Origin of the sequence: Kitasatospora sp. NPDC052896 (assembly GCF_044547075.1) — a bacterium.
Classification (GTDB): domain Bacteria; phylum Actinomycetota; class Actinomycetes; order Streptomycetales; family Streptomycetaceae; genus Kitasatospora.
Genome location: NZ_JBITZU010000021.1, coordinates 1 through 22,828 on the forward strand (window position 1 = coordinate 1; position 22,828 = coordinate 22,828).

Annotated in this window: 21 protein-coding genes; 6 read left to right on the forward strand and 15 right to left on the reverse strand. The window is 73.5% G+C overall.

Annotation, left to right across the window (positions count from 1 at the left end):
* Positions 1 to 397 precede the first annotated feature (397 nt).
* From ACIGXM_RS29030 to ACIGXM_RS29040, 3 genes are read right to left on the reverse strand one after another with little or no spacing between them, the layout of a single operon-like run.
* A complete protein-coding gene (locus ACIGXM_RS29030; protein ID WP_396565970.1) occupies positions 398 to 1,216 on the reverse strand; it encodes a DUF3710 domain-containing protein in 819 nt (272 codons plus the stop codon).
* A 57-nt stretch (positions 1,217 to 1,273) separates the two neighbouring features.
* Entirely contained in the window at positions 1,274 to 1,735 is a 462-nt protein-coding gene (gene dut / locus ACIGXM_RS29035; RefSeq protein WP_396566153.1) for a dUTP diphosphatase, read from the reverse strand.
* Between the two features lie 2 nt (positions 1,736 to 1,737).
* Positions 1,738 to 2,310, reverse strand: coding sequence for a PaaI family thioesterase (locus tag ACIGXM_RS29040; RefSeq protein WP_396566155.1), 573 nt, complete (start codon positions 2,308 to 2,310; stop codon positions 1,738 to 1,740).
* Positions 2,311 to 2,578: 268 nt separating this feature from the next.
* On the opposite strand from ACIGXM_RS29040, the gene ACIGXM_RS29045 reads away from it, so the two are divergent.
* Positions 2,579 to 3,016 (forward strand): DUF3093 domain-containing protein, encoded by a 438-nt coding sequence (locus ACIGXM_RS29045; RefSeq protein WP_396565972.1) that lies wholly within the window; start codon positions 2,579 to 2,581, stop codon positions 3,014 to 3,016.
* Positions 3,017 to 3,219: 203 nt separating this feature from the next.
* Here ACIGXM_RS29045 and ACIGXM_RS29050 read toward each other — a convergent pair whose 3' ends face one another.
* The 4 genes from ACIGXM_RS29050 to ACIGXM_RS29065 form a co-directional block, all read right to left on the reverse strand.
* The gene (locus tag ACIGXM_RS29050) at positions 3,220 to 3,519 is read right to left on the reverse strand and encodes a DUF4193 domain-containing protein (RefSeq protein ID WP_396565974.1); all 300 of its coding nucleotides are present in this window, start codon (positions 3,517 to 3,519) and stop codon (positions 3,220 to 3,222) included.
* Between the two features lie 470 nt (positions 3,520 to 3,989).
* Complete coding sequence (locus tag ACIGXM_RS29055; RefSeq protein WP_396565976.1) at positions 3,990 to 4,964, reverse strand: acyl-ACP desaturase; 975 nt, start codon at positions 4,962 to 4,964, stop codon at positions 3,990 to 3,992.
* Between the two features lie 224 nt (positions 4,965 to 5,188).
* Positions 5,189 to 6,481, reverse strand: coding sequence for a sensor histidine kinase (locus ACIGXM_RS29060; protein ID WP_396565978.1), 1,293 nt, complete (start codon positions 6,479 to 6,481; stop codon positions 5,189 to 5,191).
* Positions 6,482 to 6,518: 37 nt separating this feature from the next.
* Positions 6,519 to 7,172, reverse strand: a complete 654-nt coding sequence (locus ACIGXM_RS29065) for a response regulator transcription factor (RefSeq protein WP_396565980.1) — start codon at positions 7,170 to 7,172, stop codon at positions 6,519 to 6,521.
* Positions 7,173 to 7,704: 532 nt separating this feature from the next.
* On the opposite strand from ACIGXM_RS29065, the gene ACIGXM_RS29070 reads away from it, so the two are divergent.
* The gene (locus ACIGXM_RS29070) at positions 7,705 to 7,887 is read left to right on the forward strand and encodes a hypothetical protein (protein WP_396565982.1); all 183 of its coding nucleotides are present in this window, start codon (positions 7,705 to 7,707) and stop codon (positions 7,885 to 7,887) included.
* 198 nt (positions 7,888 to 8,085) lie between these two features.
* On the opposite strand, the gene ACIGXM_RS29075 is transcribed toward ACIGXM_RS29070, so the two are convergent.
* Positions 8,086 to 8,889 (reverse strand): inositol monophosphatase family protein, encoded by an 804-nt coding sequence (locus ACIGXM_RS29075; protein ID WP_396565984.1) that lies wholly within the window; start codon positions 8,887 to 8,889, stop codon positions 8,086 to 8,088.
* 45 nt (positions 8,890 to 8,934) lie between these two features.
* The gene (locus ACIGXM_RS29080) at positions 8,935 to 10,080 is read right to left on the reverse strand and encodes a ferrochelatase (protein ID WP_396565986.1); all 1,146 of its coding nucleotides are present in this window, start codon (positions 10,078 to 10,080) and stop codon (positions 8,935 to 8,937) included.
* Between the two features lie 129 nt (positions 10,081 to 10,209).
* Here ACIGXM_RS29080 and ACIGXM_RS29085 point away from each other — a divergent pair, with 129 nt between their 5' ends.
* Positions 10,210 to 11,451: an MFS transporter gene (locus ACIGXM_RS29085; RefSeq protein WP_396566157.1), complete on the forward strand. Its 1,242-nt coding sequence runs from the start codon at positions 10,210 to 10,212 to the stop codon at positions 11,449 to 11,451.
* Positions 11,452 to 11,549: 98 nt separating this feature from the next.
* Complete coding sequence (locus ACIGXM_RS29090; protein ID WP_396565988.1) at positions 11,550 to 12,866, forward strand: D-arabinono-1,4-lactone oxidase; 1,317 nt, start codon at positions 11,550 to 11,552, stop codon at positions 12,864 to 12,866.
* Between the two features lie 37 nt (positions 12,867 to 12,903).
* Here ACIGXM_RS29090 and ACIGXM_RS29095 read toward each other — a convergent pair whose 3' ends face one another.
* The gene (locus ACIGXM_RS29095) at positions 12,904 to 13,743 is read right to left on the reverse strand and encodes a hypothetical protein (protein ID WP_396565990.1); all 840 of its coding nucleotides are present in this window, start codon (positions 13,741 to 13,743) and stop codon (positions 12,904 to 12,906) included.
* A 530-nt stretch (positions 13,744 to 14,273) separates the two neighbouring features.
* On the opposite strand from ACIGXM_RS29095, the gene sepH reads away from it, so the two are divergent.
* A complete protein-coding gene (gene sepH, locus ACIGXM_RS29100; protein ID WP_396565992.1) occupies positions 14,274 to 15,365 on the forward strand; it encodes a septation protein SepH in 1,092 nt (363 codons plus the stop codon).
* Positions 15,366 to 15,591: 226 nt separating this feature from the next.
* Here the strand turns inward: sepH and ACIGXM_RS29105 are convergent, their stop codons facing one another.
* A complete protein-coding gene (locus ACIGXM_RS29105; RefSeq protein WP_396565996.1) occupies positions 15,592 to 16,434 on the reverse strand; it encodes a sulfurtransferase in 843 nt (280 codons plus the stop codon).
* Positions 16,435 to 16,621: 187 nt separating this feature from the next.
* Between ACIGXM_RS29105 and ACIGXM_RS29110 the strand changes: the two genes are divergently transcribed.
* Positions 16,622 to 17,398: a VOC family protein gene (locus tag ACIGXM_RS29110; RefSeq protein WP_396565998.1), complete on the forward strand. Its 777-nt coding sequence runs from the start codon at positions 16,622 to 16,624 to the stop codon at positions 17,396 to 17,398.
* Positions 17,399 to 17,414: 16 nt separating this feature from the next.
* Here ACIGXM_RS29110 and ACIGXM_RS29115 read toward each other — a convergent pair whose 3' ends face one another.
* The 4 genes from ACIGXM_RS29115 to ACIGXM_RS29130 form a co-directional block, all read right to left on the reverse strand.
* Entirely contained in the window at positions 17,415 to 18,062 is a 648-nt protein-coding gene (locus tag ACIGXM_RS29115) for a thymidine kinase (protein ID WP_396566000.1), read from the reverse strand.
* Positions 18,063 to 18,095: 33 nt separating this feature from the next.
* Complete coding sequence (locus ACIGXM_RS29120) at positions 18,096 to 19,271, reverse strand: alkaline phosphatase family protein (RefSeq protein WP_396566002.1); 1,176 nt, start codon at positions 19,269 to 19,271, stop codon at positions 18,096 to 18,098.
* Between the two features lie 23 nt (positions 19,272 to 19,294).
* Positions 19,295 to 19,885: a DUF5998 family protein gene (locus ACIGXM_RS29125; RefSeq protein ID WP_396566004.1), complete on the reverse strand. Its 591-nt coding sequence runs from the start codon at positions 19,883 to 19,885 to the stop codon at positions 19,295 to 19,297.
* A 105-nt stretch (positions 19,886 to 19,990) separates the two neighbouring features.
* Complete coding sequence (locus ACIGXM_RS29130) at positions 19,991 to 22,801, reverse strand: GNAT family N-acetyltransferase (protein WP_396566006.1); 2,811 nt, start codon at positions 22,799 to 22,801, stop codon at positions 19,991 to 19,993.
* Positions 22,802 to 22,828: the final 27 nt, after the last annotated feature.

Here is a 22,828-nt window from a genome sequence, read left to right on the forward strand (position 1 = left end):
ACGGACACTTCCTTCAGGCCGCTCTCGCAGGCCCTCCGGGCGTTTCGTTCGTTCTGCATTCAGCTTATCAGACCCGATCCGCAGTGTTTCCCGCGAATCTTTCCCGACTCACTTCCCGCAATTTCGCTTCCGGCCTTCCGGCTTTCCGCTGCCCCGACTCTACCAGAGTTTCCGCACCGCACTTTCCTTCGAAAAGGACATGCAGACACCGAATGCTCATCGCATAATCGGGAGGGGGTTTTGTCGCTCTCCCACCACCACCAGGCGGCCGGGGCAACTCGGAGAACACTACGCACCCCCACCGACGAAGTCAAACCCGGCAAAGCATCAGGGCCCGCTGTCCCCGCTCCGGATGGAGCGGGGACAGCGGGCCCTGATGCTGGACCTGCCGGCCGACTCAGCGGACCTCGGTGATCTCCGGGCCGCGCGTGAAGGGGCTCAGCGAGGCGTCACCGAAGCGGGAGGACTCCCCCTCCGGGGCACCGGCGCCACCGTCGGCGACCATCTGGGCGTCATCCGGCAGCTTCAGCACGATCGGGTCGCGCGGCGCCATCGGGGTCTCCCCACGGACGACGACGGTCTGCCGGAACACCTGCTCCAGCACGCTCGCCGTCTCCGGCTGCACCGCGGCCTGGCCGGAGATGACACCGCGCAGGAACCAACGCGGACCGTCGCACCCGACGAAGCGCACCAGCTGCACGCCCTGGGTGCCGTCCGGGAGCTGCACCGGGACCTGGGCCCGCAGGTGCCAGCCCAGCGGGCCCTCGTCCTCCTCGACCAGACCGCCCTGGGACCTGATGCCGTTCGCGATCTCCTCGCGAACCTCGCCCCAGATGCCCTCGGACTTCGGCGCGGCGAACGCCTGCAGCTGGACGGCGCTGTTGCCGAGCACCAGGGTGGCGGCCACGATCGCGTCGCCGGCCACCTCCACCCGGAGCTCCATGCCCTCGACACCGGGGACCAGCAGACCGCCGAGGTCGACCCGGCCCTCCTCGGGGCTCTCCAACTCCGAGATGTCCCACGGGCCGTCCGGCCGCGGGGCCGGCGGCAGACCGACGCGGTCGGCCGTGTCCACCTCCGTCTCCTCGGCTTCGTTCAGGGTCTCGCTCTCGGAGTCCGCGGAACCTTCGACGTCATCGGCCGTCTCGTCGGCGCTGATGGCGTCCTCGGCGAGCTGCTCGACAGCGTCCTCGCTCTTGTGGCGACGACGGAACACGGTCACTGTCCTTCCCGGTCCAAGACCGATGCGAATACCTGCTCGGCCGCGGGCATGCTAAACCGCGGCGTGGCCACCGGTCGACCCGAACCCACCCTCGGCGCGTGCGGACTCGGGCAATTCGGCCACCTCGTGGAAGCGGGCCTTCTCGACCTGCTGGATCACCAGCTGGGCGATCCGGTCCCCACGGCGAAACTCGACCTGCTCGCGCGGGTCCAGGTTGACGACGATCACCTTGATCTCACCACGGTACCCGGCATCGACCGTCCCTGGGGCGTTCACGAGCGCAACACCGCAACGAGCTGCGAGCCCCGAACGCGGGTGGACGAACGCGGCGTAACCGTCCGGCAACGCGATGGCGATGCCCGTGGGGATGACGGTCCGCTCGCCCGGCTCGAGGACGGCGTCCACGGTGGCGCACAGGTCCGCGCCCGCATCCCCCGGCTGGGCGTAGGCGGGGAGGGGCAGCTCGGGGTCGAGCCGTCGGATCAGGACGTCCAACGGCTGGCGGGCAGTGATGCTCACGGATTCACCTCGAAGGCTCTGGCTCGCTTGAACAGATCAGGGTCGTCCAAGGCTGCCTTGATGTCCTCGGGCCGACCGTGCGTGGTGAAGTGTTCCAGCTTCACCTGGACGAAGAGAGCCTGTGCCCGGATCGCGACCGGCCCGTCCGGGCCGCCGATCCGGCCCTCGGCCGCGCAGTAGAGCTTCCGTCCGTGCACCCCGGTGGCCCAGGCACGGATGTGCAGCAGCGCGTCCACCGGGACCGGGCAGAGGAAGTCGCTCTCCAGCCGACCGGTGACCGAGGCCGTGTGCAGGATCCAGTTGAGCGAGCCGAGGGTCTCGTCCATCGCGGTGACCAGGATGCCCCCGTGGGCCAGGCCCGGGCCGCCCTGGTGGACCGGCTTGACCACGAACTCCGCGGTGACGTCCACTCCCTCGCCGGCCCGCACCTCGATCTGCAGACCACTGCTCTGCTGCGGGCCGCAGCCGAAGCAGTGCACGTAGTGCGAGCCCAGTGAGGTGCCCGGTGCGGGCGCCTCGGGGTGGCGCACCGGCAGCACGGCGTCCGCCGGCGGCGTGGTCGGCGTCAGCGGGGTCGGACGGAAGCGCTCGGCAGGCCCGGTGGAGTCCTGCGGAGCCGGCGAGGAGGCGTTGGGTCTGGTCACGGGCGCGACCTTACCGGCCAGTAGCTACCAACGCACGGGGCTGCCGGAGGCTGGGACGCGCCACTGACCCCGGGTGACCGGCATGCCACGGAAGGGTGACCCCGGAGCGCCCGACCAGGCCGTCCGCCTGCTCCCGGGCGCCGCACCGGGGGGCCGTGCGGCGACTGTGGAATCGACACCCACAATGGGGGGCATGTACGACGAACGCCTCACCGCGCCCCCCTCCTGGTGGCTGCTGCCGGTCGCCTCCGGCCTGTCGATCGCCCTGATCCTGCTGCGCTTCGGCGCGGTCCCCGGACTGATCGGCCTGGTGGTGGGCGGCGTCGCCGGCGCCGTCGCGCTGAGCAGCTACGGCTCGGCCCGGATCCGGGTGGTGCAGGGCAGCCTGGTGGCCGGCAAGGCCAAGCTGCCGCTGGACGCCCTGGGCGCGGCGGAGCCGCTGGACGCCGCGGCGGCGGTGGCCTGGCGCTCGGTGAAGGCGGACCCCCGCGCGTTCATGCTGCTGCGCAGCTACGTCCGGACGGCGCTCCGGGTGGAGGTGACCGATCCCGCCGACCCCACGCCGTACCTCTATCTCTCCACCCGCGACCCGGAGGCTCTGGCCGCCGCGATCGCCAAGGCCAAGGGCTGACCGCCGCTCGGCGGCGGGGGCGCAGAGACGAGGAAGGGACGGCCCGCGTGTGCGGGACCGTCCCTTCGTCGTTTGTGCGCCCGCCGTAGCGGTCGCGAGATCAGCCTCCGGGCCGGAGGTCCGGCCCGGTCGGGGCGGTGTGCCGGACCGGCGAGTGCGCAACGCACGGGAACCACCGGGCTCGGACCATGACCGCCCGACGCTCAGGCGCCGCAGTCCCGGCAGATCGGGTTGCCGTTCTTCTCGCTGTACAGCTGGCTGCGGTGGTGCACCAGGAAGCAGCTCATGCAGGTGAACTCGTCGGCCTGGCGGGGCAGCACCCGGACGGACAGCTCCTCGTTGGAGAGGTCGGCGCCGGGAAGCTCCAGGCTCTCGGCTCCGTCGAAGTCGTCCACGTCGACCGAGTTGGTCGACTTCTCGTTCCGACGCGCCTTGAGTTCTTCGATGCTGTCCTCGTTGAGGTCGTCATCGGTCTTGCGTGGGGTGTCGTAGTCCGTTGCCATGTTCGCTCTCCCCCTCTGGGTGTGTGCGGTATCTCCAGCGCACGTAACGCATGAGGGGCCGGTCTTGTGCCCGACCCGAGGCCGAGATTGTGCCTTACTTCAAGCCCTGTTACTCAATCGACACTCAGCGGCGAGCCCGATCAGGTGGTCGGACGGGCTTCCGAGGGGCTCGCGGACAGTGGCGGCCGGCGGTGGGCGACCGTCGGTTTTCGAATACGGATGGTGATGGTACGCCCTGTCAGGTCCTTGCGCCAGGGGGCCTCCACCCAGGTGGAGCAGGGCGCCGAGGGAGAGTGGAGCGGAGTGCGACCCCCCGGATCCGGCTACTCTCCGCAATGATCGCCGACATTCGGATGATCACTCTATGAGATCAGCCGAACATGCGCCGCCATCAGATGTGACCTTGGTCACATCGCCGACTTTTCTGGGCGAAACGGGCGCAATCCGCCCATCCGGACGGTCGTTCGGAGCTACTTCCGGGCCGCGTTGGCGGCTCGCCGGGCCAGCAGGGCGGCCTGCCGCTCGTCGAACCGGGTCGCCTGGGCGTCCAGTCCCACCATGAACAGCCCCAGCTCCTCCTGGGCCTGCCGGCCGTCGGGGCCGAGACCGTCGACCTCCATCACCTTCAGGTGGCGCAGCACCGGCTGCAGCACGTCGTCGTGGTGGATCCGCAGGTTGTAGACGCCGCCGAGGGCGATCTGCGCGGCGGCCCGCTCGAAACCGGGCATGCCGTGGCCGGGCATCCGGAACTCGGTCACCACGTCACGGATGGCCGCCATCGCCTGGTCCGGCGCGAGCTCCAGGGCCGCCCTGAGCAGGTTGCGGTAGAAGACCATGTGCAGGTTCTCGTCGTTGGCGATCTTCGCCAGCAGCTGCTCGCAGAGCGGGTCACCGGCGAAGTGGCCGGTGTTGCGGTGCGAGATCCGGGTGGCGAGCTCCTGGAAGGCCACGTAGGCGACCGACTGCAGCATGCTGTGCGCGTTGTCGGACTCGAAGCCGGCGGACATGTGGTCCATCCGGGCGCGCTCCAGCGCCACCGGGTCGACCGCGCGGGTGGCCAGCAGGTAGTCGCGCAACGCTATGCCGTGCCGGCCCTCCTCGGCCGTCCAGCGGTGCACCCAGGTGCCCCAGGCGCCCTCCCGGCCGAACATGGTCGCGATCTCGTGGTGGTAGCTGGGGAGGTTGTCCTCGGTCAGCAGGTTGACCACCAGCGAGACCCGGCCGAGCTGGGTGACCTGGGACTGCTCCACGGCCCACGCCTCGCCGCCCAGCACGCCGTCGAAGTCCCGTCCCTGGCTCCACGGGATGTACTCGTGGGGCATCCACTCCTTGGCGACCTTCAGGTGGCGGTTGAGCTCCTGCTCCACCACCTCCTCCAGGGCGAGGATCAGCCGGGCATCGGTCCAGGCGGTCGAGCCGGTGCGCTGAACGGGTGCGATGGTCACGACGGTGGCTCCTGAGGGGACGGGACACTTACGGATCCGTAGGTTACGACACCGTAAGTTGTTCCGACCGCCGATGACAAGTGCTGTGGCCAGCACCTTCGTGCTGCTGAGGGGGCTACCCGGGACCGCGTGGCCGTGCATCCGGGCATGACGAAGCCGGGTGGCGGGCCCGCGGTCGGGCCCGCCACCCGGCTGCTTCCCGGGGCAGGCGGGGGTGGGTCGGGTCAGCTCCCCGGGATCCGGACTCGCATGGTCAGGCCGCCGCCCGGCCGGGGCGCCGCCTCGATGGCACCGCCGTGCGCCCGGGCCACCGAGCGGACGATGGAGAGGCCGAGGCCGACGCCCTTGTCGCTGCGGGTCCGGTCGGCGCCCTTGACCCGCCGGAACGGCTCGAAGATGTGCTCCAGCTCGTAGCCGGGAACCACCGGACCGGTGTTGCTGACCACCAGCTCGCCGGAGCCGCCCGGCCCGACGGCGGTGCCGATCTCGACCCAGCCGTCCGGGACGTTGTAGCGGACCGCGTTCTGCAGCAGGTTCAGCGCGATCCGCTCCAGCAGCACGCCGTTGCCCAGGACCGTCGCGGGGCTCAGCGAGGAGCGGATCTCCACCTCCCGGTTGACCGCCTCCGAACGGATCTGCTCGACCGCCCGGACCGCCACCTCGGCCAGCTCGACCGGACGCCGGTCGGTCAGCTCGTTGTCGCTGCGGGCCAGCAGCAGCAGGCCCTCGACCAGCTGTTCGCTGCGCTCGTTGGTGGCCAGCAGGGTCTTGCCCAGCTGTTGGAGGTCGGGTGAGGCCCCCGGGTCGGAGAGCTGCACCTCCAGCAGGGTGCGGTTGATCGCCAGCGGGGTGCGCAGCTCGTGCGAGGCGTTGGCCACGAAGCGGCGCTGGGAGTCGAAGGAGCGGTCGAGCCGGTCCAGCATCCCGTCGAAGGTGTCCGCGAGCTCCTTGAGCTCGTCGTCCGGGCCGTCCAGCTCGATCCGGCGGTGCAGGTCGGAGCTGGCCACCTCGCGCGCGGTCCGGGTGATCCGGCCGAGCGGGCTCAGCACCCGGCCGGCCATCGCGTAACCGGCCACGAAGGCGATGCCGGCCAGCGCGACCAGCACGGTGAGCGACTTGCGCAGCAGGGTGTCCAGCTCGCTGTGCGAATAGGCGGCCTGCTGGTTCGCCAGGTAGGTGTTGAGCTCCGAGCCGGTGAGCGGCTGACCGCCCGGCGCGTACACCGCGACACCGTTGCCGAGGTTGATCGGCGGCAGCGCGTTGTGCTCGAAGGCCTGCCGGACGAAGAAGTACATCAGGAGCAGCAGCAGCACCCCGGCCATCAGGAACATCCCGCCGTAGAGCAGGGTCAGACGGATCCGGATGGTCGGTCGGAACGGTAGCCAGCTGAGCCCCTCGCCCGGCCGGTACACGGCCGACGGCGGGGTGGACTCGACCGGGCGCGGCGGGTCTTCGGGGCGCGGCGGCACCGTACCGGAACTGCCGGAGGGCCCGCCGGTCCGGGGCGGGGTGGTCATCAGTGTCGTCCCCTTTGGGGGTGAAGAGGGAGGTGGATCAGATCCGGTAGCCGGAGCCGGGCACGGTGACGATGACGGGCGGGTCGCCGAGCTTGCGGCGCAGCGTCATCACGGTCACCCGGACCACGTTGGTGAACGGGTCGGTGTGCTCGTCCCAGGCCTTCTCCAGTAGCTGCTCGGCGGAGACCACCGCCCCGCCGGCCCGCATCAGGACCTCCAGGACGGCGAACTCCTTGGGTGCGAGCTGGACGGGCCGCCCGTCGCGCAGCACCTCCCGACGGCCCGGGTCGAGCGTGATCCCGGCCCGGTCGAGCACCGGCGGCAGCGGAACGGTGGCCCGCCGGCCGAGTGCGCGCACCCGCGCGACGAGTTCGCTGAAGGCGAACGGCTTCGGCAGGTAGTCGTCGGCGCCGATCTCGAGCCCCTCGACCCGGTCGCTGATGTCGCCGGAGGCGGTCAGCATGATCACCCGGGTGGCCAGGCCCTGCTCGACGACGCTGCGGCAGACGTCGTCACCGTGCACCAGCGGCAGGTCGCGGTCGAGCACCACCACGTCGTAGTCGTTGACCGCGATCCGTTGCAGCGCCGCCTCCCCGTCGTACACCACGTCGACCGCCATGGCCTCGCGGCGCAGGCCGGTGGCGACGGCCTCGGCGAGCAGCTGCTCATCCTCGACGACAAGTACCCGCACTGCGGATGTCCCTTCTCTGGCCGGCCGGGCCGGCGGCACCTACCGCGGCCCTGACCGTTGCGCATCTCCCCGGCCCACCGCGACGGCCCGGACGGGCCTGCTGACCCGGGCACCGGGACCGGGGCACGCGGGCCGGGACCGGGAGGTCCCACGCTCGGGCCTGGGACTCCGACGGTGCCTCCATCCTGCCTCCTGCCGCCGTAAAGCAGCAGTAAGGCGGTCCTGCCCGGCCCACCCCCCGGCCGCGGGAATGTGACGTGGGCAACTTTCTCGTCCTCCGGAGGTTTCCCCCCTGCCTGGTTGGGGAGGACGAATGCACACCCGCGATCACGCCATGGCTCGATCGCACCCACCCGCCGCGTGTTCATCCGCACCGGTTGGGGGACGCACGTACACGGACCGGCGGCCCGAGGCCGCCGCAGCGCCAGCATCGGAGCCAGCAGGCCGGTCGGGCGCCACCGCTGTAACACCGCACCTCCCACCCGGGGAACGCTCGACCGCGCACGTCCGACACAGCAAGGGGGCCTGCTACATGGACGCCTTCACCGCCGGAATCCTGCAGCGCATAAGGAACGCCGAACAGGACCTGCACCGTGCACTGGAGTCCGGGGACGAGTTCCTGGCCGAAGTGGAACAGTCCGAACTGGACGACCTGCGCCGTCTCGCCGCCGACCACGGCGTCGACCCGGTGCTCTCGCTGCCCCGCAGCGCCTGACCCGGCGCCCTGGACCGGGTGGCAACCCCGGGTCCGATTCTGTTCTCTCCGCTCCCGGGCCGGCCGACCGGCCCCCTAGACCCTCCGAGCCCCGGCACGTTCCGCGTGCCGGGGCTCGGTGCGTCGTGCGGCGACCGGATGCTCGGTCAGTGCCGCCGCGACCGCCGGTGGTTGGCCGGTTCCCGGCCCGGAGCCGGCTCAGTCGTGCCAGGCGCCCAGGGTGTCCAGGCGGGCCTGGAGCGGCTCGAAGACCCCGGGCGGGGCGGCCACCACGAGCTCTCCGGAGGGCTGCGCGCCGGGTCGTCCGCCGGTGAGCGCCCCCGCCTCGCGGGCGACCAGTGCCCCGGCGGCCAGGTCCCAGGGGGCCAGGCCGCGCTCGTAGTAGCCGTCCAGCCGGCCCGCCGCCACGTCGCACAGGTCCAGTGCCGCCGCGCCGCCGCGCCGGATGTCGCGCAGCTCGGGCATCAACCGCCGTAGCACGTCGGCCTGGTGCTCACGCACCGGCTGGACGTAGTTGAAGCCGGTCGCCACCAGTGCCTGGCCCCAGGGCGCCGCCGGCCGGCAGCTGATCGGGCGGCCGTTCAGCAGCGCACCACGGCCCAGCACCGCCTGGAAGACCTCGCCGCGCACCGGCGCCGCGACCACCCCGACCACCGCCCGGCCGTCCAGCTCGGCGGCCACGCTGACCGCCCAACCAGGCAGCCCGTAGAGGTAGTTGACCGTTCCGTCGAGCGGGTCGACGACCCACCGGACGCCGCTGTCGCCGACCCGCTCGGTGCCCTCCTCGCCCAGGTAGCCGTCGGCCGGGCGGCGCTCGGCGATCAGCTCGACGATCAGCTTCTCGGAGGCCAGGTCCATCTCGGTGACCACGTCCACCGGGCTGCTCTTGGTGGCCGCGACCCCGAGGTCGGCCGGGCGGCCGCCGTGCAGCAGCTCGCCCGCCCGGTGGGCGGCCTCCAGGGCGACGGCGAGCAGTTCGTCGAGCAGGGCTTGGTCGGGCACGGTACTCCTCGGTCTCCGGTGTACGGGTCGGTATCCGGTGGCGGGTCAGGCCTGCGCGGCGGCGGGCCGGGGGGCACGGGGGTTGGGGCAACAGGCCACCGCACAGACGTCGTGGCTCGCGCCCAGCGCACCGAGTGCGCACCGGCGCACGCTCTCACCACGCTCGACGGCCGCGCGCTCCAGGACGAGCTCGCGCACCGCCGCGGTGAACCGCGGGTCGGCGCCGACGGTGGCCGCCCGGGCCACCGGCAGGCCCAGCTCTGCGGCCTTCGCGCTGGCCTCGGTGTCGAGGTCGTACTTGACCTCCATGTGGTCGGAGACGAAGCCGATCGGAACCATCACCGCGGCCGGGGCGCCCGCCTCGTGCAGCGTCACCAGGTGGTCGCAGATGTCCGGCTCCAGCCACGGGATGTGCGGGGCACCGCTGCGGCTCTGGTAGACCAGCTCCCACGGCCGGTCGGCGACCCCGGTGGCCGCCGCGACGGCCTCGGCGACCAGGCCGGCCACCGCCAGGTGCTGGGCCACGTACGCGCCGCCGGGCGTGCCGCGGGCCGGGTCGTCGGGGGCGCCGGAGCTCTCCGCCATCGCGGTCGGGATCGAGTGGGTGGTGAAGGCGAGCGGGGCCCGCTCGCGGGTCTGCGCGGGCAGCCGGTCGAGCGCGGCCAGCGTGGCCTCGATCATCGGCTCGACGAAGCCCGGGTGGTTGTAGAAGTGCCGCAACTTGTCGACGGTCAGCTCCGGACGCCCCTCCGCGGTCAGCTGGGCCAGCGCGTCGGCGAGGTTCTCCCGGTACTGCCGGCAGCCCGAGTAACCCGCGTAGGCGCTGGTGGCCAGCACCGCGATCCGGCGGTGGCCGTCGTCGGCGATCTCCCGCAGCGCGTCGACCAGGTAGGGGGCCCAGTTCCGGTTGCCCCAGTAGACCGGCAGCTCCAGGCCGTGCTCGGCGAAGTCCTTGCGCAGCGCGGCGAGCAGCTCGCGGTTCTGCTCGTTGATCGGGCTGACCCCGCCGAACAGGAAGTAGTGCTTGCCGACCTCGACCAGCCGCTCCCGGGGGATGCCCCGGCCCCGGGTGACGTTCTCCAGGAACGGCACCACCTCCTCGGGCCCCTCCGGGCCACCGAAGGAGAGCAGCAGCAGCGCGTCGTAGGGGGCGGCGTCGGCCGGGCCGGTGGTGCTGGGTGCGTCGGACATGGCACCGATCCTGCCACTGCGCCGTGACGGTCGGACCGGGGGCCCACGGGACACCGCCCGGAAATCTCGCTTGCGAAGCTTCGTAAGCTGTCTAAGACAGAAATGTTCCTTACGTTCCACGGAGCCGTCGTGCTGTCCAGCTACCGCCAGATCTTCGCCGCGCCCGGCAGCCTGGCCTTCTCGGCCACCGGGTTCGTCTCCCGGCTGCCGATCTCGATGACCGGCATCGGCATCGTGACCATGCTGTCCCAGCTGCGCGGCTCGTACGGCGTGGCGGGCGCGGTCGCGGCGATGATGGCGCTCTCGGTCTCGGTGTTCGGACCGCTGGTCGCCCGCTGGGTGGACCGCTACGGCCAGCGCCGGGTCGCGCTGCCCGCCACCGCGGTCACCGCGCTCTCCGGGGCGGCCCTGCTGCTCTGCGCCCGGTTCGGGGCGCCGGACTGGGCGCTGTTCTGCTCCGCGATAGGCATGGGCGCGATGCCCAGCACCGGCGCCATGGTCCGGGCCCGCTGGGCGCACCTCTACCGGGAGGACGCGCCGAAGCTGCACACCGCCTACTCGCTGGAGTCGGTGGTCGACGAGATCTGCTTCATCGTCGGGCCGATCCTCTCGGTCGGGCTGGCCACCGGCTTCTTCCCGGAGGCCGGCGTGCTGCTCTCCGGCGTCTTCCTGACCCTCGGCGTGCTGCTCTTCACCGCGCAGCGGGCGACCGAGCCGCCGGTCCACCCGGCCACCGAGCGGTCCACCGGCTCCGCGCTGCGCTCGGCCGGGCTGCGGGTGCTGGTGCTCACCTTCGTCGCCACCGGCGCGATCTTCGGCGCGGTCGAGGTGGTCACGGTGGCCTTCGCCCAGGAACAGGGGCACAAGGCGCTGGCCAGCCTGGTGCTGGCCGTCTACGCGCTCGGCTCCGGCCTGGCGGGTATGGTCTTCGGCGCGCTGCGGCTGCGCGGGACGCTGGCCGAACGGTTCCTGGCCGGGGTCTCGGTGATGGCGGTGAGCATGGTCCCGCTGCTCCTGGTGGCCGCGTGGTGCACCGGCCCGGTCGCCCTGGTGGCGCTGGGCGCGGCGCTCTTCCTGGCCGGGATGTCGATCTCGCCGACCATGGTGACCGCGATGGCGCTGGTCGAGCGGCTGGTCCCGGCGGCGCAGCTGACCGAGGGGATGACCTGGACCTCGACCGGGCTGGGGCTGGGCATCGCGGTCGGCTCCTCGATGGCGGGCTGGGTGGTGGACCACGCGGGCGCGGCCGCGGGCTACTGGGTCCCGGTGGCATCCGCCGGGTTCGCCGCGCTCGCCGCGCTGGCGGGCGGCCGGTGGCTGCGGGCCGGGACGGCCGAACCGGCCGCGGTCGCCGGGTCGGCCGCGCACTGACGGGCGAAGGCTCCGCACGGGCATGGACCGGCGTCCGGCGGGTGGTTAGGCTCCCTACCCACTGGTAGCCGCACCACCGCCGCACTGGAGGTCCCTGCATGCCCGCCACCGTCACCGCCGGCCGTTGGAGCAACTGGGCGGGCAACCAGAGCGCCGAGCCGAGCCGGGTGGTCGCGCCGGCCTCCACCGAGGAGCTGGCCGCAGTGGTCCGGCAGGCCGCCGAGGAGGGCCGGACGGTCAAGGCGGTCGGCTCCGGGCACTCCTTCACGGCGATAGCCTCGGCCGGCGACGGCGTGCTGGTCCGGCCGGACGGGCTGACCGCGGTGCGCGAGCTGGACCGGGCGGCCGGGACGGTCACCGTGGAGTCCGGTCTGCCGCTCGCCCGACTCAACCGGGTGCTGGCCGCGGCCGGCCTGTCGCTGACCAACATGGGCGACATCGAGGCCCAGACCGTGGCCGGGGCGACCAGCACCGGCACCCACGGCACCGGCCGGGACTCCGGCTCGCTGGCCGCCCAGCTCACCGCCGTCGAGCTGGTGCTCGCCGACGGCACGGTCCGCCACTGCTCGCGCACCGAGCAGCCGGAGCTGTTCCAGGGCGCCCGGCTGGGCCTCGGCGCGCTCGGCGTGATCAGCGCGCTGACCTTCGCGGTCGAGCCGGCCTTCCTGCTGACCGCCCACGAGCAGCCGATGGGCTGGTCGGAGGTGCTCGCGCGGTTCGACGAACTGAGCACGGTCAACGAGCACTTCGAGTTCTACTGGTTCCCGCACACCGACCGCTGCAGCACCAAGCGGAACAACCGCAGCCAGGGCCCGGCCGCGCCGCTGCCGGCCGTCCGGGCCTGGCTGGACGACGACCTCCTGTCCAACACGGTGTGGGAGGGGGCCTGCCGGGTCGGCCGGGCGTTCCCGCGCGGCATCCCCGCGATCGCCGCGGTCGCCAGCCGTGCCTGGTCTGAGCGGACCTACACCGACACCGCGTACAAGGTGTTCACCAGCCCGCGCAAGGTGCGCTTCGTGGAGATGGAGTACGCGGTGCCGCGCGAGGCGGCGGTGGGCGTGTTGCGGGAGCTCAAGGCGCTGGTGGAACGGTCCGACTGGCGGATCAGCTTCCCGGTGGAGGTGCGCACCGCGCCGGCCGACGACCTCTGGCTCTCCACCGCGAGCGGCCGGGACACCGTCTACGTCGCCGTGCACCTCTATCGCGGCACCGCGGAGCGGGGCTACTTCACCGCGGTCGAGCAGCTGATGACCGCCCACCAGGGCCGCCCGCACTGGGGCAAGCTGCACACCCGGGACGCCGACCACCTGGCCGGGGCCTACCCGCGCTTCGCGGACTTCACGGCGCTGCGCGACCGGGTGGATCCGGAGCGCCGGTTCACCAACGACTACCTGCGGCGCGTCCTCGGCGCCTGAGCCCGGGCCGAGCGGTCACGGGCTCCGGGCCGTCCGGTCACGGCGAGGCGGTGGCCCCCGGCGTGGCGGCGGGCGGCGCGGCCGTGGCCGGGTCGGCGGACGGCGCGGCGGACGGGCTCCCGGCCGACGGAGTCGGCGTCGGGCTCACCGTCGGGGTACCGGCCGGCGAGGTCGACGGCGACGGCTGGCCGCTGGGCGAGACCCGCGCGGACGGCACGCCCGAGGGCGTGGAGCCGCTGGTCACCCCGCCGCCGGCTCCGGTCGAGGGCGTCGCGCCGCCGCCGGCCGACGGGCCCGGGTCCGGCTGGTCGGCCGGCCGGGTGGCCGGCGGTGCCGGGTCGGACCGGTGGCCGCCGCCGGGGAAGAAGGAAGTGCCGCCGCCGTCCTGCCCGGTGGTCATCGAGTGCAGGTTCTTCCCGGCGGCCAGCTCGACGATCACGATCGGCGTCATCGCGAGCGCGAAGACCAGCGCCGACACCAGCGCGTAGCCGCGCCAGGTCCAGCGCCGGCGGGCCTTGAGCACCAGCGGGTCGCTCCACTCGGCGGACGGCTCGGGCGCGGGCCGCCAGGCCTCCGGCAGTGGGGCGGTGTCGGTGAGCGGCACCTGCTTCAGGTCGTTCACCGCACGGCCGGGCCCGCGGTCGGCGACCTCGCGCAGCTGTTCACCGGTGCGCCGGAACAGGTGCTGGAAGACCGCGCCGCCGGTGGTCGCGCCGATGCTGACCACCGCCGCGCCGATGATCGTCCCGTAGACGCCGAGCTCGGAGGCGAGCACCGCGCCGACCACCGCGGCCAGCGCGCTGGCCACGACCTGGGCGACGCTGAGCTCGATCCGTCGGCCGCCCCCGGCCGTGCTCCGGTCCTTCTGCTCCGGCATGGGTGCCCTTCACCTCACATCAGCGGACGGCGAGTACGTCAATCAGATAAGCCCGCCCATTGTGCACAAGGAAGGACACATCGGGCGAAAATCCATCGTCTTCCAGTCGCTATATGTGAAGATGATCACCGTCAACTGATCGGCGGTCCGCCATCGGAGTCGTCCCTCTTGAGATTCCCGTGAATCGCGGGAGACTTGAGCGGCGAGCCGCCCCGATGGATGCCACGAATGGAGTACTGTTCGTGGAGCCTGAGCCTTCGGTCACCCTCTCGACTGCCCGTCAACCGGCAGCCCGGACGGTGGCCTCGGAGCAGGCGCGCACGGCGGCGCTCGACCCGAACCGTCGCTCCACATCCACGTGCGGGGAACGGCTGGGAGGCCCGGACGCGGCGTCACAGGGCGACGCGGCGAACAGGTCACCGTGCCACAAAGGCATGTCCGGGCGAAAGCCCGACACGCCGGTCAACTCTGCAAGGTTGTGGCAAGTCGTCAGTGGGCAGGCCACACTCAGTACGGGAGCAGCGACGCAGGTGACGTCGGCAGGCACCACCCGGGAGGTAACCGTGCCCGAACTGCGCGTCGTGGCGGTCAGCAATGACGGCACACGGCTGGTCCTCAAGGCTGCCGACAGCACGGAGTACACCCTCCCGATCGACGAGCGGCTGCGCGCCGCGATCCGTGGTGACCGTCCGCGGCTCGGCCAGATCGAGATCGAGGTCGAGAGCCATCTCCGCCCCCGGGACATCCAGGCGCGGATACGAGCCGGTGCCTCCGCGGAGGAGGTCGCCCAGGCCGCCGGGATCTCGGTCGACCGGGTCCGCCGCTTCGAGGGGCCGGTGCTGGCCGAGCGTGCCTTCATGGCCGAGCGGGCCCGCAAGACCCCGATCCGCCGGCCCGGCGAGAGCACCGGACCGCAACTCGGCGAGGCGGTGGCCGAGCGCCTGGTGCTGCGCGCCGCGGAGAAGGACAGCGAGCGCTGGGACTCCTGGCGGCGGGACGACGGCACCTGGGAGGTCGTGCTCGGCTACCGGGCCGACGGCGAGAACCGCTCGGCGAGCTGGACGTACGACCCACCGCGGCGGTTGGTCCAGCCGAACGACGACGAGGCCCGGGCGCTGATCGGCGAGAGCGTCGAGCGCGAGGAGGACTCGGTCTTCCCGTTCATCCCGCGGATCGCCCGGCTCCCCCAGGACCGTCCGCTGCGCCCGATGATCGAGCGTCCCTCGGCCGACCGGATCATGTCGCCGCCGGACCGGCTCCCGGCCCGCGAGGCCACCGCGGCGACGGCGGCGACCGCCGAGTCCCGCGACTCGCTGACCAGCCTGCTGGACGTGGTCCCGGCCTTCCGCGGCGACCTGGCGATCGGCCCGGCCCCGATCGAGGCGGCGCCGGTCGAGGAGGACGAACCGGTCGAGGAGCCGGCTGCCGCGGCGCCGGCGGTCGGCGCCGGCTCGGCGTACGCGGACATCCTGATGCCACGGGCGGTCGCCCCGCACCGGGAGCGGCTGGTCGGCACCACCGACCGGCAGGCCGAGGCGGACGGGGTCCGTCCGGGCCGCCGGGCCACCGTGCCCAGCTGGGACGAGATCGTCTTCGGCAGCCGTCGCAAGAAGCAGGACTGAGTCGCCCCGTGGTGCGGGCGGCCCCCCCCCCGGGGGGGGCCGGGCCCCCCCCGGGGGGGGGGGCCCCCCGCGGGGGGGGGGGCGGGCGGCGGGGGGGGGGGGGGGGCCCCCCCCCGCCCCCCCCCCCGCCGCGCGCGCCCCCCCCCCCCGCGCCCCGCCCCCCGCCCCCCCCGGCCGCCCCCCCCCCGCCGCCCCCCGCCCCCCCCCCCCCCCACGACGTGTCGGGTCAGCCCCGCTCGGCGCCGGTCGCGGCCGGCCGGGCCGGGTCGGCCGACCACTCGCTCCAGGAACCCGGGTAGAGCACGGCCGATCGGCCGGTCACCGCCAGCGCGAGTGCCTGGTGCGCCGCCGTCACCCCGGAGCCGCAGTACACCCCGACCCGCTGCTCGTCCGCGCCCAGCTCGCGGAACCGCCGGTCCAGCTCGACGACCGGGCGGAACCGCCCGTCCGGGCCGAGGTTCTCGGTGGTCGGCGCGCTGACCGCGCCGGGGATGTGCCCGGCCCGCGGGTCGACCGGCTCCACCTCGCCCCGGTAGCGCTCGGCCGCCCGGGCGTCCAGCAGCAGGCCCTCGCGGGCCAGGGCGGCGGCGCCGTCCGCGTCGACGGTGGGCAACCGGCCGGGGCGCGGCTTGAAGTCGCCCTCCCCCGCCGGCGGCGTGTCGGTGCTCTCGGGCCGGCCGGCCGACCGCCAGGCGGCGAGTCCGCCGTCCAGCACCCGGACGTCCGGGTGACCGGCCCAGCGCAGCAGCCACCAGGCGCGGGCGGCCGAGGTGGCCGGCCCCGCGTCGTAGACCACCACCGGCCGGTCGCCGCGCACTCCGGCCCGACGCAGCGCGGCGGCGAGGACCTCCGGATCGGGCAGCGGGTGGCGGCCGGCCGGGCCGGGCGGTGCGGCCAGCTCACGGTCCAGATCGAGGTAGTGCGCCCCCGGCAGATGGCCGGCCGCGTACTCCTGCGCACCGGGCGGGCCGCCCAGCTGCCAGCGGATGTCCAGCAGCACCGGCGGCTGCGACCCGTCCAGCGCCCGGACCAGCTCGTCCACGGAGATCAGAGGGGAAGTGGTGTCCATGGCCGCCATTCTGCTCCCCGGCCGGTCACGACGCGTCAGCTCGCGGGCTCCGGTGCGGGCTGGCCGCTCTTTGTACGCTCTTTGCCGTGGCTTCAGCGCGGTCGCCCGGTGTGTCGCCCGGCGGAGTGGGACCATCTGGGCTTGGGCCCCGCGCCGCCGGGCCGGGTGCCCCCGCGAGGAGGCTGCGATGACTGCGGTGAAGGTCCGGGTGGCACAGGGCACACCCTGCTGGGTGAGCCTGATGGCCCACGACCTGGAAGGCGCCAAGGCCTTCTACGGCCCACTGCTCGGTTGGGACTTCACTCCCGGACCGGCCGAACTCGGCTGCTACGTCCGGGCCAGCCTGCACGGTGCGAAGGTGGCCGGGATCGGGGTGGCGCAGGCCGAGCCGGCCCTGCCGGTGGAGTGGACCACCTACTTCGCGGTGGACAGCGCCGACGAGGTGTCGGCCCGGGTCCGCGAGTGCGGCGGGACGGTGGCGGTCGGCCCGTTGCAGTCCGAGAGCGCCGGCCGGCTGGCCATCGCGGCCGACCTCTCCGGCGCGTTCTTCGGCCTCTGGGAGGGGCAGGAGCACCTCGGTTGGGAGGTGGTCGGCGAGCCCGGTGCGCCGGTCTGGAACGAGCTGGTCACCAACGACGAGCCGCTGGCCGCCACGTTCTACGGCTCGGTGCTGGGCCGGACGGTGGTCGAGGCGGATCCCTCCGCGCTGGCCCGGGGCGACGAGGAGGCCACCCTCCAGGTGGACGGGCACCGGGTGGCGGGCCTGCGGCAGACCACCGACCTGCGGGACGGTCCGCCGCGCTGGCGGGTCTACTTCGCCGTCACCGACACGGACCTGACGGCCGGCCAGACGAAGATGCTGGGCGGCAGCGTGCTGGTCGCGCCGTACGACACACCGTACGGGCGGGTGGCCCGGCTGGCCGACCCGGAGGGCGGCCGGTTCTCGGTGGTCCGGCTGCCCTGACCCGGCCTCGAGGGTGTCAGCCCTCGAACGGCAGCACGTCGGGGGAGAGCGCGGCGGCCCGGGCGGTGGCGGCGGTCAGCCGGCGGCGGTGGTGCCGGCGGCAGAGCACCTCGTAGCCGACCTCGTCCGGACTGACCGCGACGTCGCCGACCACCACCTGCGGCCCCTCGACCACCATGACTCCACCCACCGTACGGGCGTTGTGGGTGGCCCGGGCGCCGCACCAGCAGAGCGCCTCGACCTGCAGGATCTCCACCCGGTCGGCCAGCTCGATGAGCCGCTGCGAGCCGGGGAAGAGCTTGGTGCGGAAGTCCGTGGTGATCCCGAAGGTGAAGACGTCGATGCCGAGTTCGTCGACCACCCGGGCGAGCTGGTCGACCTGCTCGGCGTCGTAGAAGTTGGCCTCGTCACAGATCAGGTAGTCGACCCGGCCGCCGGCCGAGAGCAGTTGGACCACGTGGTGGTGGAAGTCGAAGCCGTCCGTCACCTCCACCGCCTCGGCGCGCAGGCCGAGTCGGCTGGAGATGGTGGAGGCGCCGGCCCGGTCGTGCCGGGCGAAGATGATCCCCTGCCGACCGCGCGCGGCGTGGTTGTGGTTCATCTGCAGCGCCAGCGTCGACTTGCCGCAGTCCATCGTGCCCGAGAAGAACACCAGGTCAGCCATGGGTGGAGCGAGGACCTTTCCGGTCAGGGGTGGTCAGGCGCGGACTTCGAGCAGCGGGACGAGCTGCTCCACCGCGGTCATCGAGCCGTGCAGGCCGACCATGGTGGACTCCCCCGGCTCGTTGCGGGAGGCGATCACCGCGAGGTCGTCCCGGGCGGCGGCGACCACGTCGCCGATCCGGTGGTAGACCCGGTCGTCCACCACCGGGCCGAACCAGCCGGCCGCGATCGCCTGGTCGCGGGTGGCCACCCACATCCGGTCGCCGAGCACCTCGCTCCAGACCGTGTGGACGTCGGCCGCCGCGCCGGGCACGGCGTAGACGTGCCGGGCCCGGCCCTCGCCGCCGAGCAGGGCGACGCCCGCGCTGAGCTCCCAGTCCTCGTCGAAGTCGATCCGGTCCTCGGGGGCGATGTCGATCATGCCGTGGTCGGCGGTGACGTAGAGCGCGGAGCGCGGCGGCAGTTGCTCGGCCAGCCGCTGGACGAGCCGGTCGACGGTGTTCAGCATCATCCGCCACTCGTCGGAGTCGACGCCGTAGCGGTGGCCCATCCCGTCCAGCTCGCTGACGTAGGTGTAGACCAGCGTGCGGTCGGCCGCGGCGAGCTGCCGCGCCGCCAGGTCCATCCGCTCCTCGCCGGTGGTGCGGCCGAGGAACTCACCGCCGGACAGCGCGATCTGGGTCAGCGGGGTCTGCGCGAAGAGCGGGGACGAGACCTGGCAGGCCAGCACCCCCGCCGCGTGCACCTGCTCGAAGACCGTCGGGTACGGCTGCCACTCACGCGGCTCCACCGGCGGCTGCCAGCGCAGCTGGTTCATCAGCTGGTTGCGGCCCGGGATCGCCACCGTGTAGCCGGCCAGGCCGTGCAGCCCCGGTGGCAACCCGGTGCCGACCGAAGCCAGCGAGGTCGCGGTGGTGGACGGGAAGCCCGCGGTGAGCGGCTGCCCGGTCCGGCCCAGCGAGCTGGGCAGCAGCGAGGTGAGGAAGGGCGCGTACTCGGGGTGGCGGCGGATCAGCTCCCAGCCGAGGCCGTCCACCAGGAAGACGCAGACCCGGTCGGCCGGGGCGATCGGCAGGGTACTGGTGAAGCCGGCCACGCCGAGGCCGGCCGCCACCGAGGGCAGCAGGTCGCTGAGCGAGCCGCGGCCGTACCCGGGTGCGGGCGCGTCGGACGGGTCGAGGAGTTCGAAGGCGTCGTGGCTGTAGGGCATGGACATCGTCGCGGTGCCGGGCCTCAGGGTCGGGTGCTGATGGTGGCCTCGGACAGCGCCCGGGCGAAGACCAGCGCCTGGGACACCGTCTCCGGGCCGTCTCCCGCCTCGCTGACCCGCAGTGACAGGTCGTCAGCGGTCGCCGAGCCGGTGTAGCCGTGGTCGGCCTCACAGTTCGGGTCGGAGCAGCCGGCCGGCTCCAGGTCGAGCCGCTGCACCGCGCCCCAGCCGATGGTCAGCACGACCTCGCGCGGCAGGGTGCCCGGGGTGTACGTCTCGGGGTTGGCCACCATCCGGCTCACCACGACCGAGCCGATCCGGTCCAGCCGGACGCTCTCGGTGGAGGTGGTCGCGTACGGGACCGGGCTGGCGGCGTCGGCGGCCTGCTCGTCGGTGTGGCTCACCACGAACCTGGTCGCGGTCAGCACCAGGACCGTGACGTGCCGGCGGACCTCGTTGGCATCGAAGGTGGTCTCCTGGTGGACCAGGTACGAGGTGATCGGCTCGGGGCCCACCGCGGACTCCACGGCCTCGGACACCAGCGCCGGGTAGTAGCCGCTGCGCTCGATCGCCGAGCGCAGGTCCTGCGTGGTGGTGGTACCGGTCTTCGCCATAACTCCATCCTGGCATGTCCCGCCGACGCAGCGGGCTGGACTGCGCCGTACTTCCGTACCGGGCCGGCGGCGGACCGCCGCCCGGAGGCGCGCAACCCAGGAAGGCTACAGGGTGCTCATGGCGCGCGGGCCCAGATCGGTGCGGACCGGCAGCGGCGCGATCCGCACCCTGGCCCCCAGGATCGCCAGGCCGTGCGGGGCCACCACCACGGGTTCGAGTTCGATCGACGCCAGCTCGGACACGTCGTCGACCAGTTGGGAGACCCGGAGCAACAGCTCCTCCAGCGCACCAGTGTCCACCGGGTCCGCGCCGCGCCAGCCGAACAGCAGCGGCGCCGCCCGCACCTCGCGGACCAGCGAGGCGACCTCGACGTCGGTCGCCGGGATCAGCCGGTGCGCCACGTCGCCGAAGAGCTCGGCCGGGGCCCCGGCCAGGCCGAAGGCCAGGATCGCTCCGACCGCCGGGTCCACGGTGGCGCCGATCACGGTGTCCACGCCGCGCGCGGCCATCCGCTGCACCACCAGCTCGGCCCGCGCCGCGCCGCCGAGCAGCGCGTCCAGCTCGCGATGGGCGCGCCGCAGCCCGTCCTCGTCGGTCAGGTCGAGCCGGACGCTGCCGAGATCGGGCCGGTGCTGCAGGTGGCCGGCGGTCGCCTTGAGTGCCACCGGGTAGCCGAGCTCGGCGGCGGCCCGGACCGCCTGCTCCTCCTCCGGGGCGGGCAGCACCGGGTGGACGTCGATGCCGTAGTGCGCGAGCAGGGCGGTGGCGTCCGGATCGGGCAGGGTGAACCGGGCACCGCCGGGCTGGGTGCTGGCGGCGGTGGCGGTCCGGGTGCCCAGGGCCTGCTCGACCAGACGGCGGGCGGCGGGCGGGTCGATCCGGTCCAGCTCGGGCACCCGGGCGGTCTGCTCGGCCTCCTCGGCGTCGCGGCGCCACTGGCCGTAGCGCACGACGTGCGCGAGCGCGCGCACCGCGCGTTCGGGCGCCGGGTAGGCCGGGACGGTGTGCTCGGGGGTGCGCAGCCGGCCGGGCAGGTCGGTGAGCGCGAGATGGGTCAGCAGCAGCGGCTTGCCCAGCCGGCGGGCCCGGGCCGCGGCGGCAAGCAGTGCCTCGCCGAGTTCCGGGTCGGTGGGCGGCAGCTCCTGGTCGCCCACGAAGTCCTGGCCGGAGGTGGCGATCGGCGGGATCGCGACGGCGATCACCGCGTCCACCGCGCGATCGGCGAGCGCCGTCTCCAGGGCGATCCGGAAGTTCTCCCCGGTGGCGGCGGTGGTCAGGTCCACCGGAGTGCGCGGGCGCAGCCCGGCGCCCAGGCAGGCGTCGTGGGTGAGCAGGCCGAGCGAGTCGGAGTTGCCGACCACCGCGACCCGGTCGCCGGCCGGCAGCGGCTGGTGGGCGAGCAGTTCGCCGGTGTCCAGGAGTTCGGTGATGGTCTCCACCCGGACCACCCCGGCCTGCTGGAAGAGCGCGTCGACGGTGCTGTCGTGCAACCCGGTGGAGGGCGGCGGGACGGCGTGGCCGGGCGGCAGGCTGCCGGTGTGCCGGGCACCCTTCACCACCACCACCGGCTTGCTCGAGGCGAGCCGTCGGGCGATCCGGGTGAACTTGCGCGGGTTGCCGAACGACTCCAGGTAGAGCAGCACCACGTCGGTGGCCGGGTCCTCCTCCCAGTACTGCAGCAGGTCGTTGCCGGAGACGTCGGCCCGGTTGCCGACCGAGGCGAAGGAGGAGACCCCGAGCCCGCGGCGGTGCGCGGCCTCCAGCAGGGCGACCCCGATCGCACCGGACTGGCAGAAGATCCCGAACCGCCCGGCCCGTGGCAGGGCGGGCGCCAGCGAGGCGTTCAGCGGGTGCTCGGGGGCGGTGTTGATCAGCCCGAACGCGTTGGGGCCGATCACCCGCATGCCGGCCGCGCGGGCCTGGCGGACCAGCGCCCGCTGCCGGTCGCGGCCGGCCGGTCCGGTCTCCGCGTAGCCCGCGGTGACCACCACCAGGCCGCGCACGCCGTGCGCGCCGCACTGCGCGACCACGGTCGGCACCACCTCGGCGGGCACCGCCAGGATCGCCAGGTCCACCGGGTCGGGGATCTCCAGGACCGAGCGGTACACCGGCAGCCCGTCCAGCTCGGTGCCGGGCGGGGCGGCGCTGTTCACCGCGTACACCGGCCCGGTGAAGCCGCCGGCCCGCACGTCGCGCAGCAGCGCCCGGCCGGCCGAGCGGGCGGTGCGCGAGACGCCGACCACCGCGACCGAGCGCGGGGCCAGCAGCCGCTGCACCGAGCGCGCCTCGGCCCGGTGCTCACGGGCGCGCATCACGGCCAGCGAGGCGGCGGTGGGTTCGAGGTCGAACTCGAGGTGCAGCACGCCGTCGGCGAAGCTGCGCCGCTGGGTGTAGCCGGCGTCGGTGAAGACCTTGGCCATCTTGCGGTTCTCGGGCAGCACCTCGGCGGTGAAGCGGCGGATGCCGCGTTCCTGGGCGACCGCGGCGATGTGCTCCAGCAGCACCGAGCCGACCCCGCGGCCGTGGTGGGCGTCCTGCACCAGGAAGGCCACCTCGGCCTCGGTGCCGGTGTCGGAGGGGCGGCCGGTGTCGTCGATCCGGTCGAAGCGGACGGTGGCGATGAAGCGGTCGCGGACCACCACGGCCAGGCCGACCCGGTTGACGTAGTCGTGGTGGGTGAAGCGCTGGACGTCCTTCTCGGACAGCCGGGGATAGGGCGCGAAGAACCGGAAGTACTTCGACTGGTCGGAGACCTGCGCGTAGAACTCCACCAGCCGCTCGGCGTCGGCCGGGGTGATCGGCCGGATCCGCGCGGCGGCGCCGTCGCGCAGCAGGATGTCGGCCTCCCAGTGCCGGGGGTAGCCGGTCGGGTCGCCGGGAGCCGCGGCGCGCTGCTGGGCCTGGGGGTCGTCCACGCCGCCAGGCTATCCGGCGACGGGCCG